The following is a 16408-nucleotide window of genomic DNA, read 5'->3' as shown; positions in this document are numbered from 1 at the left end:
CGCCGGTGAGCGGTCAGCCGGCGCGGCCGAGCGCGAGGAAGAGGCCGAACTCGCGGTCCTCGCCGTCGACCTCCTTCGTCATCGTCGTCCCGTCGACCACCCGGACGTCGCCGAAGCCGGCCTCGCGCAGCGCGGCAGCCATCTCGTCCCGGCCGAAGCCGTGCGGGCCGTGGAAGCCCTCGCCGTGGAAGCTGCCGTCCTCGGCGTCGAGGTCGGCGATGGCCACCCAGCCCTCGCAGATCTCGCGCAGCGCGGCGAGCACCCGCGGCACGTCGGTGACGTGGTGCAGCGCCTGCAGGCTGACCACGAGGTCGTAGCGCTCCTGCGGCACCGGATCGGTCGCCAGGTCCAGGCGCAGCGCGCTGATCTGTCCGGGCTGGTCACCGATCCGTCGCTGGTTGACCTCGGTCATCCCGGCCGAGGCGTCGGCCAGGGTCACCGGACCGACCCGGTCGGCCAGCGCCCGACCGAGCAGCCCGGTGCCGGCCCCGTAGTCCATGACGCGGTCGTCGCGGCTCAGCGGCACCTCGGCGGCGATCCGGTCGGCGATCGCCTCGGCCCGCTCCACCTTCGCCGGGTCGTCGTCCCAGGTCTCGGCGGCCTCGTCGAAGTAGGCGGTGCCGTAGACGTGCTCGTCGTCGTGCGCGTGCGGCTGGTCGTGGTCGCGCCGACGGTGGTCGTGACCGTGGTCGCTGTGCTGGTCGTTCATCACGTCCATCTCAGCAGACCGCGGCGCACCGCGTGCAGCAGCCCGACGAGGACGATGCCGACGAAGATCCCCACCTCGACGAGGCTCGCCGGGCCCAGGTCGGTGCGCAGCACCAGCGCCCACGGGAAGAGGTAGACCGCGTCGACGGCGAAGATCACGTAGAGGAAGGCGTAGGCGAGGTAGCGCACCCGGGTCTGCGACCAGAGGTCGCCGACCGGGTCGACCCCGGACTCGTAGGTGGTGAGCTTGGCCGGCGTCGGCGCGGCCGGCGCCAGCGCACGGCGAGCCAGCGCGCCGCCGAGCACGACGAGCAGGCTCGCGACCAGCACGCCCGCGAGGACGACGTATCCGCTCACGGGCCCAACCTAGCCGCGGACGGCCCCGGCGACCACGGCTCGGGTGCGCCCACAGATCCGGCACAACCTCTTGCCTGTCGAACACATGTTCGATAAAGTATGTCCATGACAGCGACCGCCACCCCTCCGCTGACCGGGCTCCGCCCGGGAGGTACGGGTGCGGCGCCGCCGGGTGCAACGCCGCCGACCGAGGCGTCCCGACCTGGACCTCGGATCTCTCCGCCAACACCCGATCCGATGGAGCAGCTGGAGGCCGCGCTGGCAGCGTGCGACACGGCCCTCGGCGCGGCCATGGATGCGATGAACGACCCACGCCTGGCCTCCGGCGGGTCGTCCCTCCCCCACCCGGGATCCGGCATCCCCTCGGGCGAAGGGTGGAGCGGGGCGAGAGCGAGGGCCCTGCTCACCCGGGTGGAGCGGCTGGGTCGGCGCACCGACGCGCTGCGCCTGCGGCTGGTCGACGCCGCCGACCGGGCCGGGGTGCCCGAGCGCGGCGGTTTCACCGATGCCGGGTCGTGGACGTCCCGGCACACCCATCGCGACCGTCGGCCGGCGGCGAGCGACGCGAGCCTCGCGGCAGCGCTCGGCCAGGGCGGACCGCCGACCGACGACACGGCCGGCACGACGCCGGCAGAGGCCGCCGAGCTCGATGCGGGAACCACCGACGAGCCCGAGACGCCGGGGCGGACGCTGACCGGCCAGGCCCTGGACGCCGGGGACATCTCCGTCGCGCACGCCCGGGTCATCACCCGCGCGCTGGACGACCTGCCGGCCAGCGTCGACGCCACCGGGCGAGCCACCTGCGAGAGCGAGCTGCTGAGAGCCGCGCGGACCGTCACCCCGGCCCGCCTGCGGCACGTGGCCCGCCGGGTGCTGCAGCACGTCGAGGGCGACCGCGCCGCGGTCGACGCCCACGAGGATGCGGTCCTGACGCGTGAGGAGGACGCGGCGCACGACCGCGCCGAGCTCTGGATCAAGGACAACCACGACGGCACCATGACCGGCCACTTCACGGTCCCCGCCCTCGCCGGTGCCCAGCTGCGCACGGTCATCGACGCGATGACCGCGCCGAGGCGCCGCACCGGCAGCGCCGGCAGCACCCCCGGCATGTCCTGCGACGAGGGCCCGGGCGACGTGGGCTGGAAGCAGCGCCAGCTCGACTGGCAGCACCGCCGCGGCCTCGCCCTCACCGAGCTGCTCGGCCACCTGCCCACCGACCACCTGCACGACAAGGCCACCGCCACCGTCCTGGTCACGCTCGACCTGGCCACACTCACCGGCGAGCGCACCGGCGCCGCGACCACCGACACCGACCACCCGGTCAGCGCCGGCCAGGCCCGCCGCACCGCCTGCGAGGCCGGGATCATCCCCACAGTCCTCGACGGCGACAGCCTCCCGCTCGACCTGGGCCGCCAACGACGGCTCTTCTCACCCGCCCAGCGTGCCGCGCTCGCCACCCGTTACCGCACCTGCGCGGCCGACGGCTGCGAGCGCCCGTTCGCCTGGTCCGAGATCCACCACCTCCAGCCCTGGCACGCCGACGGGCGGACCGACCTGGACAACGCCGTCCCGCTCTGCGGCACCCACCACCGCTGGATCGACCGCACCGACATGCGGCACCGCGTGCATCGCCACCCCGACGGGCGCGCCAGCATCACCTTCGGTGACGAACCAGAGCGACCGGCAGCTCCGCCCGGGTGATGGCCGTGGGCCCATCGAGGGCCGCGCGACCAGAAATCACGCCGCAATCTCAGCGTTCGCTCTGGTGACGCCACATCGAGATGCGAGTGCACCGTCTGTCGCATCACCGGGGGCCGGCCCTACCTCCGGCCGGGCGTGAGCCCTATCGCCATCGCGCACCGGACGCGGGACGATGGATGCGTCGTTCACCACTGGAAGGGGTACTCGACATGACCGACCAGCAGCCTCCCCCTCGCCCCGGCGAGACGCCCGGTTCCGCCGAGCCGACGACTCCGGTGCCGCCGCCCCAGATGAGCGCCCAGCAGCCGGGAACGCCGCAGCCAGGCGACCAGCCCGGAGGCCCCGCGGCAGGGTCCGCCGGCCCGCAGCCCGGGCCTCAGCAGCCGTCCAGCGCCGGGGGCCCGAGCGGCCCGCAGCCCGGGCCTCAGCAACCCGTCACCGGCGCCGGGCCGGGCGTGCCGCCGCCCGGTTACCAGCCGACCGCCGGCGGCTACCCGCCGCCGACCCTGCAGCAGCGTCGGTGACGCCCGAGGAGGAGCGCAACCTCGGGATGATCGCCCACCTGGCCCCGGCGATCCTGCTCCCGCTGAGCGCCGGCACCGCCGGCTTCGTCGTCAGCCTGGTGATCTTCCTCGTCTACAAGGACCGGGGGCCCTTCGTCCGGGCGCACGCGGCCAACAGCCTCAACGTGCAGATCATCACGGGCATCGTCCTGCTGCTCTCGGTGCCCCTGATGTTCGTGCTCATCGGGTTCATCACCTACCCGGCCGCGCTCGTCTTCGCCGTCGTGGTCCACGTCATCGGCGCGATGAAGGCGAACCAGGGCCAGTGGTGGAACCCGCCGCTGACGCCCACCTTCGTCCGGTGACCCACGGGCCGGTGACCCACAGGCCGGCGGCGGCGACCGGAGTCGTCGTCGCCGGCCACGGGGTCGCCTCGGGCCGCTCCACGAGCTCGCCCTTCCCCGCCGGCACCATCGCGATGCAGGCGCCGCTGCTCGCCGAGCACGGGGTCGACCTGCACGGGTACCACCTGGCGACGATCAACCTCGACGTGGCGCCGCACCGGCTCGTCCTCGACGAGCCCCGGTGGACGGTCCGCGACCTCGAGTGGACCGACGTCCACCCCGCCGAGACCTTCTCCTTCGTCGAGTGCACCGTCGGCCGCGAGACCCTCAGCGCTGGCCAGAACCCTCCCGCTGGCGAGGCCCAGGACGGTGGCGGGCCGGAGGGTCAGCAGCACACCGGGCTCATCTACCACCCGCACCCGGAGACCAAGCCCGCCCACCACCAGCCCGGCACGGTGATCGAGCTGCTGCTGCCGCTGCTCCCCGCGCTCGCGACCGGAGAGCGGCTGAGGGTGACCCTCGCCACCGGGCAGGCATGGTACGAGCGGGCCCCGTTCGACGGGGCAGCTGCCGGCTGAGGCGGGTGACCGGGGCCGCCGCCTCGGCCGACCGGCCCAGGCGGGAAGCAGATGCTCATGCATAACTCTGCGTTATCTCACTCATAACGACATGAATTGAGTTGAATCGGTCCGGACACCTACCATGGCGAGAGGTCCCCCGCCCACCGACGGGGGCGAGCCGCGATCCGTCAGGGGTGGTCCCGCCCGTATGAGCAGCACCAAGACCGTGGAGAGCCGTGACCGGGTGATCATCCGGTTCGCCGGAGACTCCGGCGACGGCATGCAGCTGACCGGTGACCGGTTCACCGCGGACAGCGCCCTGCTGGGCAACGACCTGTCCACGCTGCCGAACTTCCCCGCCGAGATCCGCGCGCCCCAGGGCACCCTGCCCGGGGTGAGCAGCTTCCAGCTGCACTTCGCCGACCACGACATCCTCACCCCGGGCGACGCCCCGGACGTGCTCGTCGCGATGAACCCGGCGGCGCTCAAGGCGAACCTCGCCGACACCCCGCGCGGCGCGACGATCATCGTCGACACCGACGAGTTCACCGCCCGCAACCTCAAGAAGGTCGGCTACGCCGACAACCCGCTGCACGACGAGTCCCTGGAGAGCTGGCACGTGCACGCGCTGCCGCTGACCAGCATCACCGTCGAGGCGCTGGCCGACTTCGAGGGGCTGAGCCGCAAGGAGAAGGAGCGGGCGAAGAACATGTTCGCCCTCGGCCTGCTGTCCTGGATGTACTCGCGGCCGACCACCTCCACCGAGGAGTTCCTCGCCGCCAAGTTCGGCGCCAAGCCGGAGGTGCTGGCCGGCAACCTCGCCGCGCTCAAGGCCGGCTGGGCCTACGGCGAGACCACCGAGGACTTCGCCGTCTCCTACCAGGTGGACGCGGCCCCGACCCCGCCCGGCACCTACCGCAACATCACCGGCAACACCGCCCTGTCGCTCGGCTTCGTCGCCGCGGCGCACCGGGCCGGCCGCCCGCTGGTGCTCGGCTCCTACCCGATCACCCCGGCCAGCGACATCCTGCACGCGCTGTCGTCGCAGAAGCGGCACGGCGTGACCACGATCCAGGCCGAGGACGAGATCGCCGGGGTCGGCATCGCGCTCGGCGCCGCCTACGGCGGGGCGATCGGGCTGACCACGACCTCCGGTCCGGGCGTCGCGCTGAAGGCGGAGACGATCGGGCTCGCGGTCAGCCTCGAGCTGCCGCTGGTGATCGTCGACGTGCAGCGCGGCGGCCCCAGCACCGGGCTGCCGACGAAGACCGAGCAGTCCGACCTGCTGCAGGCGATCCACGGCCGCAACGGCGAGTCCCCGGTGCCGGTGATCGCGCCGCAGACCCCGGCCGACTGCTTCGACGCGGCGATCGAGGCGGTGCGGGTGGCGACCACCTACCGCACCCCGGTGATCCTGCTCTCCGACGGCTACCTGGCCAACGGCTCCGAGCCCTGGCAGGTCCCGGACGTCGCCGACCTGCCGGACCTGACCGTCGAGCTGGCCACCGAGCCCAACGCCACCGACGCGAAGGGCGAGCCGGACTTCCTGCCGTACCTGCGGGACCCGGAGACGCTGGCCCGGCCGTGGGCCATCCCCGGCACCCCGGGCCTGGAGCACCGGATCGGCGGCATCGAGAAGGCCGACGGCACCGGGCACATCTCCTACGACCCGGACAACCACGACCACATGGTCCGGCTGCGCCAGGCGAAGGTGGACAAGGTCGCCGAGACCGCTCCCGAGCTGAGCGTGGACGACCCGACCGGCGACGCCAAGGTGCTCGTCCTCGGCTGGGGCAGCACCTACGGCCCGTGCGTGGCCGCCGTGCGCCGGGTGCGCCGGGCCGGCGGGACGGTCGCCCACGCCCACCTGCGTCACCTCAACCCCTTCCCCCGCGGGCTCGGCGAGGCGCTGCGCGGCTACGACCGGGTGATCGTCCCGGAGATGAACCTCGGGCAGCTGGCGATGCTGCTGCGCGCGCAGTACCTCGTCGACGTGCGCAGCCACACCGCCGTGCGCGGCCTGCCCTTCCGCACCGCCGATCTTGCCGAGGTCATCACCTCGGCGCTGGAGGAGGTCCAGTGAGCATCGACCTTGGCATCCCCACCGCTGCCGTCCCCGGCACCGCCGGCGTCCCGGCCCTGCCCGAGGACGCCCCGGAGGAGAAGAAGCGTGACTTCACCTCCGACCAGGAGGTGCGCTGGTGCCCCGGCTGCGGCGACTACGCCGTGCTGGCCGCGGTGCAGAGCTTCCTGCCGAGCCTGCGGCTGCGCCGGGAGAACATCGTCTTCGTCTCCGGGATCGGCTGCTCCAGCCGCTTCCCGTACTACCTCGACACCTACGGGATGCACTCCATCCACGGGCGCGCCCCGGCGATCGCCACCGGCCTGGCGACCAGCCGCGAGGACCTGTCGGTGTGGGTGGTCACCGGCGACGGCGACGCCCTGAGCATCGGCGGCAACCACCTCATCCACGCGATGCGGCGCAACGTCAACATGACGATCCTGCTCTTCAACAACCGCATCTACGGCCTTACGAAGGGGCAGTACAGCCCCACCTCGGAGCCGGGCACGGTGACCAAGTCCAGCCCGATGGGCAGCCTGGACGCCCCCTTCAACCCGGTCTCGCTGGCGCTGGGCGCGGAGGCGACCTTCGTCGCGCGGACCATGGACTCCGACCGCAAGCACCTCACCTCGGTGCTGCAGGCGGCCGCCGAGCACCGCGGCACCTCGCTGGTGGAGATCTACCAGAACTGCCCGATCTTCAACGACGGCGCCTTCCGGCTCATCAAGGACGCCGAGCAGCAGAAGGCGCGGCTGGTCCACCTCACCGACGGCGAGCCGGTGGCCATCGGCGGCGAGGAGACCGACGAGGGCACCGGCGAGCGGCGGCTGCTGGTGCGCACCGGCTCCTCGCTGACGTTCCTGCCCGAGGCCGAGGTGCGCTCCGGCGGGCTGGAGCAGCAGGTGGTCGTGCACGACCCGGCGGCCCCGGACCCCAGCCAGGCCTTCGGGCTGAGCCGGCTGGACTCGCACGACATGACCTACGTGCCGATGGGCGTCTTCCGCAGCGTCGACCAGCCGACCTACGACGACCAGGTGCGCGCCCAGGTCGAGGCCAGCGTCGAGACCGCCGGCGGGCCGGCCACCGACGCGGACCTGCAGTCGCTGCTGGCCGGGCACGACACCTGGACCGTCGAGGACTGAGGGCTCCGCCCCCGTCGGACGAGGAGCTCGCCCACGCGGTGGAGGTAACCCGACGCGCCAGGGCGCGTCCCATCACCTCCACCGGGGCAGCTCGTCCACGCGGTGGAGGTATCTGCACGCGCCAGGGCGCGTCCCATCACCTCCACCCGCCGCATCACCTCCACCTGAGTGTCACCTCCACCCGCGGTGCGAGGACGCTCAGGGGCCGAGCACGCGCTCGAGGTAGGGGTTGCTCAGCACCCGGTCGGGATCGAGCCGGTCGCGCAGCGCCACCACGTCACCGTGCCGGGGGTAGCGCTCGGCCAGCTCGTCCGCGGTGAGGGTGTGCACCTTGCCCCAGTGCGGGCGACCCTGCAGCGGGGCCATGATCTGCTGCACGGCACCGAGGTAGCGCGCCGGGTCGCGGGCGACGTGGTGGTGGCAGGCGAGGTAGGCGTTCTCCCGCTGGTAGCCGGTGGAGAGCCAGGCGTCATCGGCCGCGGCCAGCCGGATCTCGACCGGGAAGGAGACCCGCTCCCCCGAGGTCTCGATCCAGCGGCGCAGCCGGGTCAGGGCCTCGCCGAGCGCCTCCCGGGGCACCGCCCACTCGCTCTCGTGGAAGCGGACCCGGCGCGGGGCGCAGAAGACCTCGTGGCTCGGCCCGGTGTAGGTCCGCGCCGTGAGCGCCCGCGCGCTGAGCTGGTTGACGCTCGGGATCAGCAGCTGCGCCCGGGACAGGCCCGCGTTGAGCGCGCCGAAGACACCGTTGCTCAGCAGCTCGTCGTCCAGCAGGTAGCGCCACCGGGGCAGCGGCTCCGGGGCCTCGTCCGGGGCCAACGGGTCGTTGATCTTCACCTGCACCCGGTCGGTGTGCGGGAACCAGTAGAGCTCGACGTGCCGGTGGCTCGCCGCCAGCTCGTCGAGGTCGGCGAGCGCCCGGTCCAGCCGGTCCGGTCCTTCGGTGGCGCGGAGGACGAAGGTGGGCACCACCGCCAGCTCGAGCTCGGTCACCACCCCGAGCGCACCGAGGGAGACCTGAGCGGCGGCCAGCAGGTCGGGCTGCACCTCGTCGATCCAGCGCAGCCGACCGTCCGGGGTGGCCAGCCGCAGCCCGGTGATGCCGGCGGACAGCCCGGGCAGGGCCGCGCCGGTGCCATGGGTGCCGGTGGCGGTGGCCCCGGCGACGGTCTGCCGGTCGATGTCACCGAGGTTGGGCAGCGCCAGCCCGTGCTCGGCCAGCGCCCGGGTGAGCGCGTGCAGCGGGGTGCCGGCGCGCACCCGCACCCGGGACCGGCCGCGGTCGACCTCGGTCAGGCCGGTGAGGTGGTCAGCCGCAGCTGGGCGTCGACCGGCTGCGCCACCGGGCTGAAGGAGTGCCCGGCCCCGACCGGACGGACCCGTCCGCCCCGCGCGGCCGCCGCGGCCAGGGCGGCCGCGAGCTCGTCGTCGCTGCGCGGGATCAGCACCGCGCTCGGGGCTGCCCGGACGCTGCCGGCCCAGTTGCGCCAGGTGGCGCCACCGGTGCCTGCGGCGCCCGGCCGCGCCCCGGCGGTGGACGAGGAGCGGCTCATCCGAAGCACCGCCCTTCGCCGCGGTAGGTCGGCACCTCGCCGACCAGCTCGCCGCCGCGCACCAGGTGGTACCGGTCGAACCGCTCGGCGAGCTCCCCCGCCTTCGCGTGCCGGAACCACACCCGGTCGCCCAGCCGCAACGAGGCGGCGGCGGGCCCGCGCAGCGGGGTCTGCACCTCCCCGGCGCCCTCGGCGCCGAGCATCCGCAGACCCTCGGGGGCGTGCACCGAGGGCACCCGGCTGTCGCCGGCCGGGCCGGAGGCGATGTAGCCGCCGGAGAAGACGGTGACGATGTCCGCCGCGGGTCGGCGCACCACCGGCAGGGCGAAGGCCAGGGCCGGCCGCGGGGTGAAGGCGTCGTAGCCGTCGAAGAGGGTCGGGCCGATCAGCCCGGACCCGGCGGCGAGCTCGGTGAGCGCGGCGTCGGCGCCGGTGATCTCCAGGCTGCCCGTGCCACCGCCGTTGACGAAGGCGAGCGTGCCGACGACGTCCTCGAGGGCGGCCCGCACCCGGGAGCGGCGCCGGCGCAGCGAGGCGTCCGAGCACGCCTTGACCAGCCGCACCGCGCGGGAGCTGTCCGGGACACCGGCGATCTGCGCGTCGTAGGCCATCATCCCGACGACGGCGAAGCCGGCGCGCTGCGCGGCCCGGGCGACGGCGGCGGCCTGGGCCGGGGTGCGCACCGGGGAACGGCGCACCCCGAGGTGGACCGGCCCGAGCCGGAGCGAGGCGTCGACGTCGACGGCCACCCGCAACGGGGTCCCGCCTGGCACCCGGTCGGCCAGCGCCGCGACGTGCTCCAGCGAGTCGATCGCCAGGGTGATCCGGTGCAGCGCCGTCTCGTCGGCGGCCAGCCGGGCCAGCGCGGCGCGCCCCAGGTCGGGGTAGGCGACGAAGACGTCGTCGTGGCCGTGCTCGACCAGCCACAGCGCCTCGGCCAGCGCGTAGCTCATCACCCCGCGCCAGCCGGGGCGGGCGAGCACCCGGTCGACGATCTCGCGCACCCGTACCGACTTGCTGGCCAGCCGGATCGGCGTCCCTGAGGCGCGGCGCTCCAGGTCGGCGGCGTTCACCTCCAAGGCGTCGAGGTCGAGCACCGCCAGCGGCGCGTCCAGGTCGCGCGTCGCCTCGTCCCACGTGGTCACGGTGCGAGGCTACCCAGACCGCCCACCCCCGGCCCGAGGGTCGAGGGTCCGGGGGTCTAGATTCCGGGTGTGACCCCGTCGATGACCGACCGCCGCGGCCTGGCCGCGGGCTGGCTGGCCTACGGGCTGTGGGGGCTCTTCCCGCTGTACTTCACCGCGCTGCAGCCGTCCGGCGCCTGGGAGGTGCTGGCCCACCGGATCACCTGGACCTTCGTCGTCTGCCTCGGCGTGCTGCTGTGGCGGGACGAGCTGGGCACGCTGGTCCGCTCGCTGCGCCGCCCACGGCTGCCCCTCGGGGTCGGGGTGGCGGGCTACCTCATCGCGATCAACTGGGGCGTCTACGTCTTCGCCGTCCTCACCGGACGGACCAACGAGGCGGCCCTCGGCTACTTCCTCAACCCGCTGATCACCGTCGCGCTCGGGGTGGTCGTGCTGCGCGAGGGGCTGCGACCGCTGCAGTGGGCGGCCGTGGCCATCGGGGCGGTGGCCGCCGGCTACCTCACCGTCGCCGGCAGCGGGCTGCCGTGGATCGCGCTGGTGCTGGCCGGCTCCTTCGGCCTCTACGGGCTGACGAAGAAGAAGCTCGGCGCCTCGCTCCCGGCCCTGCACTCGCTGGCCGCGGAGAGCGCCGCGCTGCTGCCGGCGGCGCTGGGCATCCTGCTCTGGCTCACCCTCACGGGCGCCGGCACCTTCACCGTGGACGCGCCGCTGCACCCGGCGCTGCTCGTGCTGGCCGGGGTGGTCACCGCGATCCCGCTGCTGCTCTTCGCCGAGGCCGCCCGACGCATCCCGCTGGTGACCATCGGGCTGATCCAGTTCATCACCCCGGTGCTGCAGCTGCTGGTCGCGGTCACCGTGCTGGAGGAGCACATGTCACCGGAGCGCTGGACCGGCTTCGCCATCGTCTGGGTGGCCCTGGCGCTGCTCAGCCTGGACTCGGTGCGCACCGCGCGCCGGCTGCGCGCCGACCGACGGGCCGCGGCGCTGGAGCCGACCGAGCCGGTGTGACGCGCTCCGCCCTGGACGGGTGTTGATCGACCGGACACTCTTCACTTAGGTTAGGCACGCCTAATCTTCGACAGGAGACATACCGTGACGCCCACCGCAGCCCCCACCCGGTCCCGCACCACGACCCTCACCCTGGCGGCCGTCGCCGCCGCCGCGCTGGCCGTCCCGGTCGGCGCCGCGACCCAGGCGAACGCCGCCGCGGACGCCACCGCCTCGGACGGCACCCTGACCTGGGGCGTGAAGCAGTCCTTCCGCAGCTACATCGCCGGTCCGATCGCCAACGGCGAGATCACCACCGGCAGTGGCGCCAGCCAGCTCAGCAGCGGCGAGTTCGAGTTCACCAGCGCCACCGGCACCGTCGAGGACGACGGCTCCGGCGAGGTCGACTACTCCGGCTCGGTGGCCTTCTACGGTCACGACGGTGAGCTCGACTTCACCATCGCCGACCCGCAGCTGACCCTCGGCGCGGACGGCACCGGCACGCTCGACGTGACCTACACCGACGCCGACGGCGCGACGAGCGAGGTCAACATCGCCGACGTGTCCGGCGGGGCCTTCTCCGTCTCCGGCGACGAGGCCACGGTCACCGACCTGTCCACCACGCTCGCCGAGGAGGGCGTGACCGTCTTCTCCTACAACGGCAACGGCTTCTACCCCGAGGGTGAGGCCCTGGACCCGCTGAGCTCCACCGTCGCTCTCGGCGCGGACACGCCCGATGACACCACGGACGACGACACCACGGACGACACGACGGATGACGCCACCGACGACACGACGGATGACGCCACCGGCGACGACGCCACCGGCGACGACACCACCGGCGACGACACCACCGGTGACGACGCGACCGGTGACGACGCGACCGACGACGGCGGGGCCGGTTCCGGCGACGCCACCGACGACGGCGCGGCCGGCAGCGGCTCCGGCACCGGCTCCGACGACAGCGGTGTCAGCGGCCCGGTCGTCGAGACGGACATCGTCTGACCCGAGCTCGTCAGACTCCTGAGATGACGCGACTCTCGCGGCCTCGCCGAGCCCCCGCCGACGTCACCGTCGTGCGGGGGCTCGGGCGACGCCAGCTCCTGTCAGCCTCGCTGGGCGTCGGCGCCCTGCTGCTCGCCGGGTGCGCCGACGAGGCCGACGCGCCGACGGGCGGCCAGGCCGGCAGCCCCTCCGGCACCGGCACCGGCACCGGCAGCGGCACCAGCAACAGGACGCCGACCAGCAACACCGCCTCGTCCAGCAGCTCCTCGAGCAGCACCGCCACCACGAGCGGGGCCGATCCCGAGGTCGACATCACCTCCAGCCCGGCGGAGCCGGTGCCCGCCAGCGAGGAGCAGCAGGCCCGGGACGCGGTGGACGACGGAGCCGTCGCCACCGACCTGAGCATCCCGGCGGTCGGGCTGCAGACCGACCTCGTCGCCCAGGGGCTGCGCGGCGGCAAGGTCAACCCGCTGCCCGACCAGGTCATCTGGTTCACCGGCTACGACCGGGTCAGCCCCGGCGCGACCGGCACCTCGGTGATCGCCGGGCACGTGGTCAACCAGGACGGCCCGGACCGCTTCGCCGCGCTCGAAGGGGTCTCCACCGGCGACACCGTGACGCTCACCTACTCCTCCGGCGACCGGCTCACCTTCGCCATCACCCGGGCCGAGGTGGTCGACAAGACCGACCTGCAGTCCGACCCCGACGTCTGGGGCGACAACGGCAGCACCCGCCGGGTGGTCCTGGTGACCTGTGACGACACCCTGGGTTTCCGTGAGGACGGGCATCGCAAGGCCAACTTCGTCGTCGTCGCCGAGCCGGCATGACCCGCCGGCCTGGCCACCGCCCTGACCCATCGGCCGGACCAGGGCTGCCGGCACCGCGGGAGCCCGGCCGGGCTCCGTCTTGACCGCTCCTTGACCATCCGGGCCCGACGAGGCCACCGGCAGGTCACCTGGACGTCGCCCTCGCGGCACCCCCTCGTCTCCGTCGCCGCCTAGGTTCCCTAGGCGTTCCCGCCCCTCGAGCCGGGCGACGACGAACCACGAGGAGACGCATGCCCCCGCGCCAGATCCCCCTGACCCCGCTGCAGCACACCTCTGGCCGCCAGGCCGCCACCTGCGAGTTCCGCTGCGGCAACGCCTGCGCCCAGCCGGTGCCCAACCGCAGCGACAACCCCTACTTCGGTGACGTCGTCGCCGCCAGCGCCACCCGCCGCGCCGTCGTCACCACCGGCCTCACCGCCGCCGTGCTCGGCACCGGCGCCACCCTGCTCCCGGAGAGCGCCGCCGCGGCGACCACCGGTGGCCGGCAGGGCTCGGCAGCGGCCGCCGCCGAGGAGCTGGAGGGCCGCCGGCGTCGCCCGCGGGCCAAGGCCCCCTTCGGCTTCACCGCGATCGAACCACAGCCGGCCGGGACCGACGAGCTGGACGTGCCCGACGGCTTCTCCTGGCACGCGATCATCGCCTGGGGCGACCCGCTCTTCCGGGGCACCCCCCGCTTCGACGTCGACCGGCAGAGCGCCTCCGCGCAGCGCCGGCAGTTCGGCTACAACTGCGACTACGTCGGCCTGCTGCCGACCCGCAACCCCCACCGGGCGGTGCTCGTCGTCAACCACGAGTACACCAACGACAACCTCATGTTCGAGGGCTACACCGGCCCGGACTCGCTCACCGACGACCAGCTGGAGATCATCCAGGCCGCGCACGGCATGTCCGTCGTCGAGGTCCGCCGCCGCAACGGCACCAGCGGCTGGACCTACGTCCAGGGGGCCCGGCTGAACCGGCGCATCCACACCGGCACCCGCTTCACCTTCGACGGGCCGGGCGCCGGGTCCGACCTGCTGAGGACGAGCGCCGACCCGGACGGGACGTCCTCGCTGGGCACCCTGAACAACTGCGCCGGCGGGACGACCCCCTGGGGCACCGTGCTCTCCGGCGAGGAGAACTTCAACCAGTACTTCGTGGAGCCGGGCACCGGCACCGCGGAGCAGACCGCGGCCTGGGAGCGCTACGGCATCGCCGGGAGCACCGGCCGCGGCTGGGAGCGGATCGACCCGCGTTTCGACCTCGGTCAGGAGCCGAACGAGGCCAACCGGCTCGGCTGGGTCGTCGAGATCGACCCCCTGGACCCGCACTCGACCCCGGTCAAGCACACCGCGATGGGTCGCTTCAAGCACGAAGGGGCGAACGTCACCGTCGACGACGACGGCAGCGTGGTCGCCTACATGGGTGACGACGAGCGCTTCGACTACATGTACAAGTTCGTCTCGCACCGCCGCTACCGCAAGGGCAACAGCTGGCGGGCCCGGCGGCACAACAAGCAGCTGCTCTCCTCCGGCGACCTCTACGTCGCCCGCTTCACCGGGGACGGCGCGCAGGACCGGGTCAACGACGGCACCGGGGAGTGGATCCCGCTGGTCGTCGACAACCGCAGCAAGGTCCCGGGGATGAACGTCGAGGAGGTGCTCGTGCACACCCGGCTGGCCGCCGACAAGGTCGGGCCGACGAAGATGGACCGCCCCGAGGACGTCGAGGTCAACCCGGTCAACGGCCGGGTCTACGCCGCGCTGACGAACAACAGCCGACGCACCGCGGCCGAGATCGACGAGGCCAACCCGCGCCCGGACAACCGGCACGGGCACGTCCTGGAGATCACCCCGACCCGCGGCGAGCACGTGCGCTCGACCTTCTCCTGGAAGCTCGTGCTCATCGCCGGCGACCCGGACGACCCGGGCACCTACTTCAACGGCTACGACCGCTCCGAGGTGTCCTCGATCAGCTGCCCGGACAACGTCGCCTTCGACGGCGAGGGCAACCTCTGGATCGCCACCGACGGCAACGCCCTCGGCGACGCCGACGGGATGTACCTCATGCCGCTGGAGGGCCGCGAGAAGGGGCACCTGCAGCGCTTCCTCTCGGTGCCGGCCTACGCCGAGTGCTGCGGGCCGCTGATCACCTTCGACCAGCGCAGCGTGCTGGCCGCGATCCAGCACCCGGGCGAGTCGGACGCGGCGACCTACGCCTCTCCGGCCAGCCTCTTCCCGTACAAGGGCGACCCGTGCCCGCGGCCGGGTGTCGTCGAGGTGCGTCCGGACCGCCGCAAGCGCACGCGCGACCGGCGACGCGGTCACGGCCGCGGTCGTCGTCAGGGCGACCAGAGCCAGCGCTGACCCGATCGGCACGGCCCGGCAGCACCGCCGGGCTGCACGACCTGGCAGAACGGCCTCGGCCCGCCCTCGTCATCGGGGGCGGGCCGAGGCCGTTCGCAGGTGATCTGAGGTGTCCGGGTCAGCTCGCCCGGTGCACGACGCTCTCCATGAGCGCGACGAGGGCCCGCTTGGCGTCGCTGTCGGGCACCTCGGCCAGCGCGTCGATCGCCTCGCGGCCGACCGCGACCGTCTCCTCGCGGGCGGCAGCCACCGCCGGGTGCGGGCGCAGCAGCTGCAGCGCCCGCTGCACACCGTCGTCGTCGAGGTCGCTGGTCAGCAGCCGCTGCAGCTCGGCGTCGGCCGGGTCGTCGGAGGCGAGCGCACCGAGCACCGGCAGGGTGCGCTTGCCCTCGCGCAGGTCGGTGCCCGGCTCCTTGCCCAGCTCGTCCCGGTCGCTGACGACGTCGATGAGGTCGTCGGCCAGCTGGAAGGCGACCCCGAGCCGCTCGCCGAACTCGGTGACCTGGGCGACGGTGGCCGCCGAGCAGCCGCCGAACATCGCCCCGTAGCGGGCGGCGGTGGCCACGAGCACCCCGGTCTTGTCGGCGAGCACCCCGCGGTAGTAGGCCCGCGGGTCCTGCTCCGGCGGGCAGGGCCGGTCGTCGCGGATCTGCCCGGAGCAGAGCCGGATGAAGGTCTGCGCCTGGATCTTCACCGCCTCCGGGCCGAGGTCGGCGATGATGTCCGACGCGGTGCCGAAGAGCAGGTCGCCGACGAGGATGGCCGTGGAGTTGTCGTAGCGGGCGTTGGCGCTGGGAGCGCCGCGGCGCAGCTCGGCCTGGTCCATGACGTCGTCGTGGTAGAGGCTGGCCAGGTGGGTCAGCTCGACCCCGGCAGCGGCGGCGACCACCGCGTCGTCGATGCCGTCGCCGAGCTCGGCGGCGAGCAGGGTGAGCATCGGGCGGAAGCGCTTGCCGCCGGCCCGGGCCAGGTGCAGGTTGGCCTCCTCGATGAAGGCGTCCTCGTGCCGGCTGCGCTCGACGATGAGCCGCTCGACCCGCTCCAGGCCGTCGGTCAGCCGCGCCGCGAGCTGCGGGCTCACCTCGGGCAGCGGCAGCGTCGTCGGCGCGCTCGCGCCGCTCATCGCCCCGGGGCGGTCGTCGCCGTCGCTGCCACCGGTGCGCGCGTCTCCC

At 73.7% G+C, this 16408-nt stretch carries 15 protein-coding genes; 9 read left to right on the top strand and 6 right to left on the bottom strand.

Annotated elements, in window-relative coordinates; genetic code table 11:
- Nucleotides 1-13 precede the first annotated feature (13 nt).
- Nucleotides 14-709, bottom strand: coding sequence for a class I SAM-dependent methyltransferase (locus BJY28_RS07955; RefSeq protein ID WP_179462540.1), 696 nt, complete (start codon nucleotides 707-709; stop codon nucleotides 14-16).
- Entirely contained in the window at nucleotides 709-1065 is a 357-nt protein-coding gene (locus BJY28_RS07950; RefSeq protein WP_179462539.1) for an NADH-quinone oxidoreductase subunit A, read from the bottom strand. The genes BJY28_RS07955 and BJY28_RS07950 overlap by 1 nt, the downstream gene beginning before the upstream one ends.
- Before the next feature lie 237 nt (nucleotides 1066-1302).
- Here BJY28_RS07950 and BJY28_RS07945 point away from each other — a divergent pair, with 237 nt between their 5' ends.
- The 5 genes from BJY28_RS07945 (at nucleotide 1303) to BJY28_RS07925 (ending at nucleotide 7377) form a co-directional block, all read left to right on the top strand.
- Entirely contained in the window at nucleotides 1303-2766 is a 1464-nt protein-coding gene (locus tag BJY28_RS07945) for an HNH endonuclease signature motif containing protein (RefSeq protein ID WP_179462538.1), read from the top strand.
- Between the two features lie 520 nt (nucleotides 2767-3286).
- Nucleotides 3287-3634 carry a DUF4870 domain-containing protein gene (locus BJY28_RS16845; protein WP_343037018.1) on the top strand — a complete coding sequence of 116 codons (348 nt, stop codon included), beginning with the start codon at nucleotides 3287-3289 and terminating at the stop codon, nucleotides 3632-3634.
- Between the two features lie 11 nt (nucleotides 3635-3645).
- Complete coding sequence (locus BJY28_RS07935; RefSeq protein ID WP_179462537.1) at nucleotides 3646-4191, top strand: hypothetical protein; 546 nt, start codon at nucleotides 3646-3648, stop codon at nucleotides 4189-4191.
- Between the two features lie 190 nt (nucleotides 4192-4381).
- Nucleotides 4382-6256 (top strand): 2-oxoacid:acceptor oxidoreductase subunit alpha, encoded by a 1875-nt coding sequence (locus BJY28_RS07930; RefSeq protein ID WP_179462536.1) that lies wholly within the window; start codon nucleotides 4382-4384, stop codon nucleotides 6254-6256.
- Nucleotides 6253-7377, top strand: coding sequence for a thiamine pyrophosphate-dependent enzyme (locus BJY28_RS07925; protein WP_179462535.1), 1125 nt, complete (start codon nucleotides 6253-6255; stop codon nucleotides 7375-7377). The genes BJY28_RS07930 and BJY28_RS07925 overlap by 4 nt, the downstream gene beginning before the upstream one ends.
- 198 nt (nucleotides 7378-7575) lie before the next feature.
- Here the strand turns inward: BJY28_RS07925 and BJY28_RS07920 are convergent, their stop codons facing one another.
- Genes BJY28_RS07920 through BJY28_RS07915 form a run of 3 tightly spaced genes read right to left on the bottom strand, consistent with a single transcriptional unit; the run spans nucleotide 7576 to nucleotide 10072 of the window.
- A complete protein-coding gene (locus BJY28_RS07920) occupies nucleotides 7576-8634 on the bottom strand; it encodes a D-arabinono-1,4-lactone oxidase (protein ID WP_343037017.1) in 1059 nt (352 codons plus the stop codon).
- 32 nt (nucleotides 8635-8666) lie between these two features.
- Nucleotides 8667-8927, bottom strand: coding sequence for an FAD-binding protein (locus BJY28_RS16840; RefSeq protein WP_343037016.1), 261 nt, complete (start codon nucleotides 8925-8927; stop codon nucleotides 8667-8669).
- Nucleotides 8924-10072: an alanine racemase gene (locus BJY28_RS07915; RefSeq protein WP_179462534.1), complete on the bottom strand. Its 1149-nt coding sequence runs from the start codon at nucleotides 10070-10072 to the stop codon at nucleotides 8924-8926. Before BJY28_RS07915 ends, BJY28_RS16840 begins: the two co-directional genes overlap by 4 nt.
- Nucleotides 10073-10141: 69 nt before the next feature.
- Here BJY28_RS07915 and rarD point away from each other — a divergent pair, with 69 nt between their 5' ends.
- The 4 genes from rarD (at nucleotide 10142) to BJY28_RS07895 (ending at nucleotide 15236) form a co-directional block, all read left to right on the top strand.
- Entirely contained in the window at nucleotides 10142-11080 is a 939-nt protein-coding gene (gene rarD / locus BJY28_RS07910) for an EamA family transporter RarD (RefSeq protein WP_343037015.1), read from the top strand.
- An 84-nt stretch (nucleotides 11081-11164) separates the two neighbouring features.
- Nucleotides 11165-12064 carry an HtaA domain-containing protein gene (locus BJY28_RS07905; protein WP_179462533.1) on the top strand — a complete coding sequence of 300 codons (900 nt, stop codon included), beginning with the start codon at nucleotides 11165-11167 and terminating at the stop codon, nucleotides 12062-12064.
- A gap of 23 nt (nucleotides 12065-12087) precedes the next feature.
- On the top strand, nucleotides 12088-12891 hold the full coding sequence (locus BJY28_RS07900) for a class F sortase (protein WP_179462532.1): 804 nt from the start codon (nucleotides 12088-12090) through the stop codon (nucleotides 12889-12891).
- A 230-nt stretch (nucleotides 12892-13121) separates the two neighbouring features.
- Entirely contained in the window at nucleotides 13122-15236 is a 2115-nt protein-coding gene (locus tag BJY28_RS07895) for a PhoX family protein (RefSeq protein WP_179462531.1), read from the top strand.
- Between the two features lie 118 nt (nucleotides 15237-15354).
- Here BJY28_RS07895 and BJY28_RS07890 read toward each other — a convergent pair whose 3' ends face one another.
- Nucleotides 15355-16359 carry a polyprenyl synthetase family protein gene (locus BJY28_RS07890; RefSeq protein ID WP_179464005.1) on the bottom strand — a complete coding sequence of 335 codons (1005 nt, stop codon included), beginning with the start codon at nucleotides 16357-16359 and terminating at the stop codon, nucleotides 15355-15357.
- Nucleotides 16360-16408 lie beyond the last annotated feature (49 nt).

The sequence above is a fragment of the Janibacter alkaliphilus genome, from assembly GCF_013408565.1.
GTDB classification, from domain to species: Bacteria; Actinomycetota; Actinomycetes; order Actinomycetales; family Dermatophilaceae; genus Janibacter; species Janibacter alkaliphilus.
This window is presented reverse-complemented; position numbering and strand designations above follow the sequence as displayed.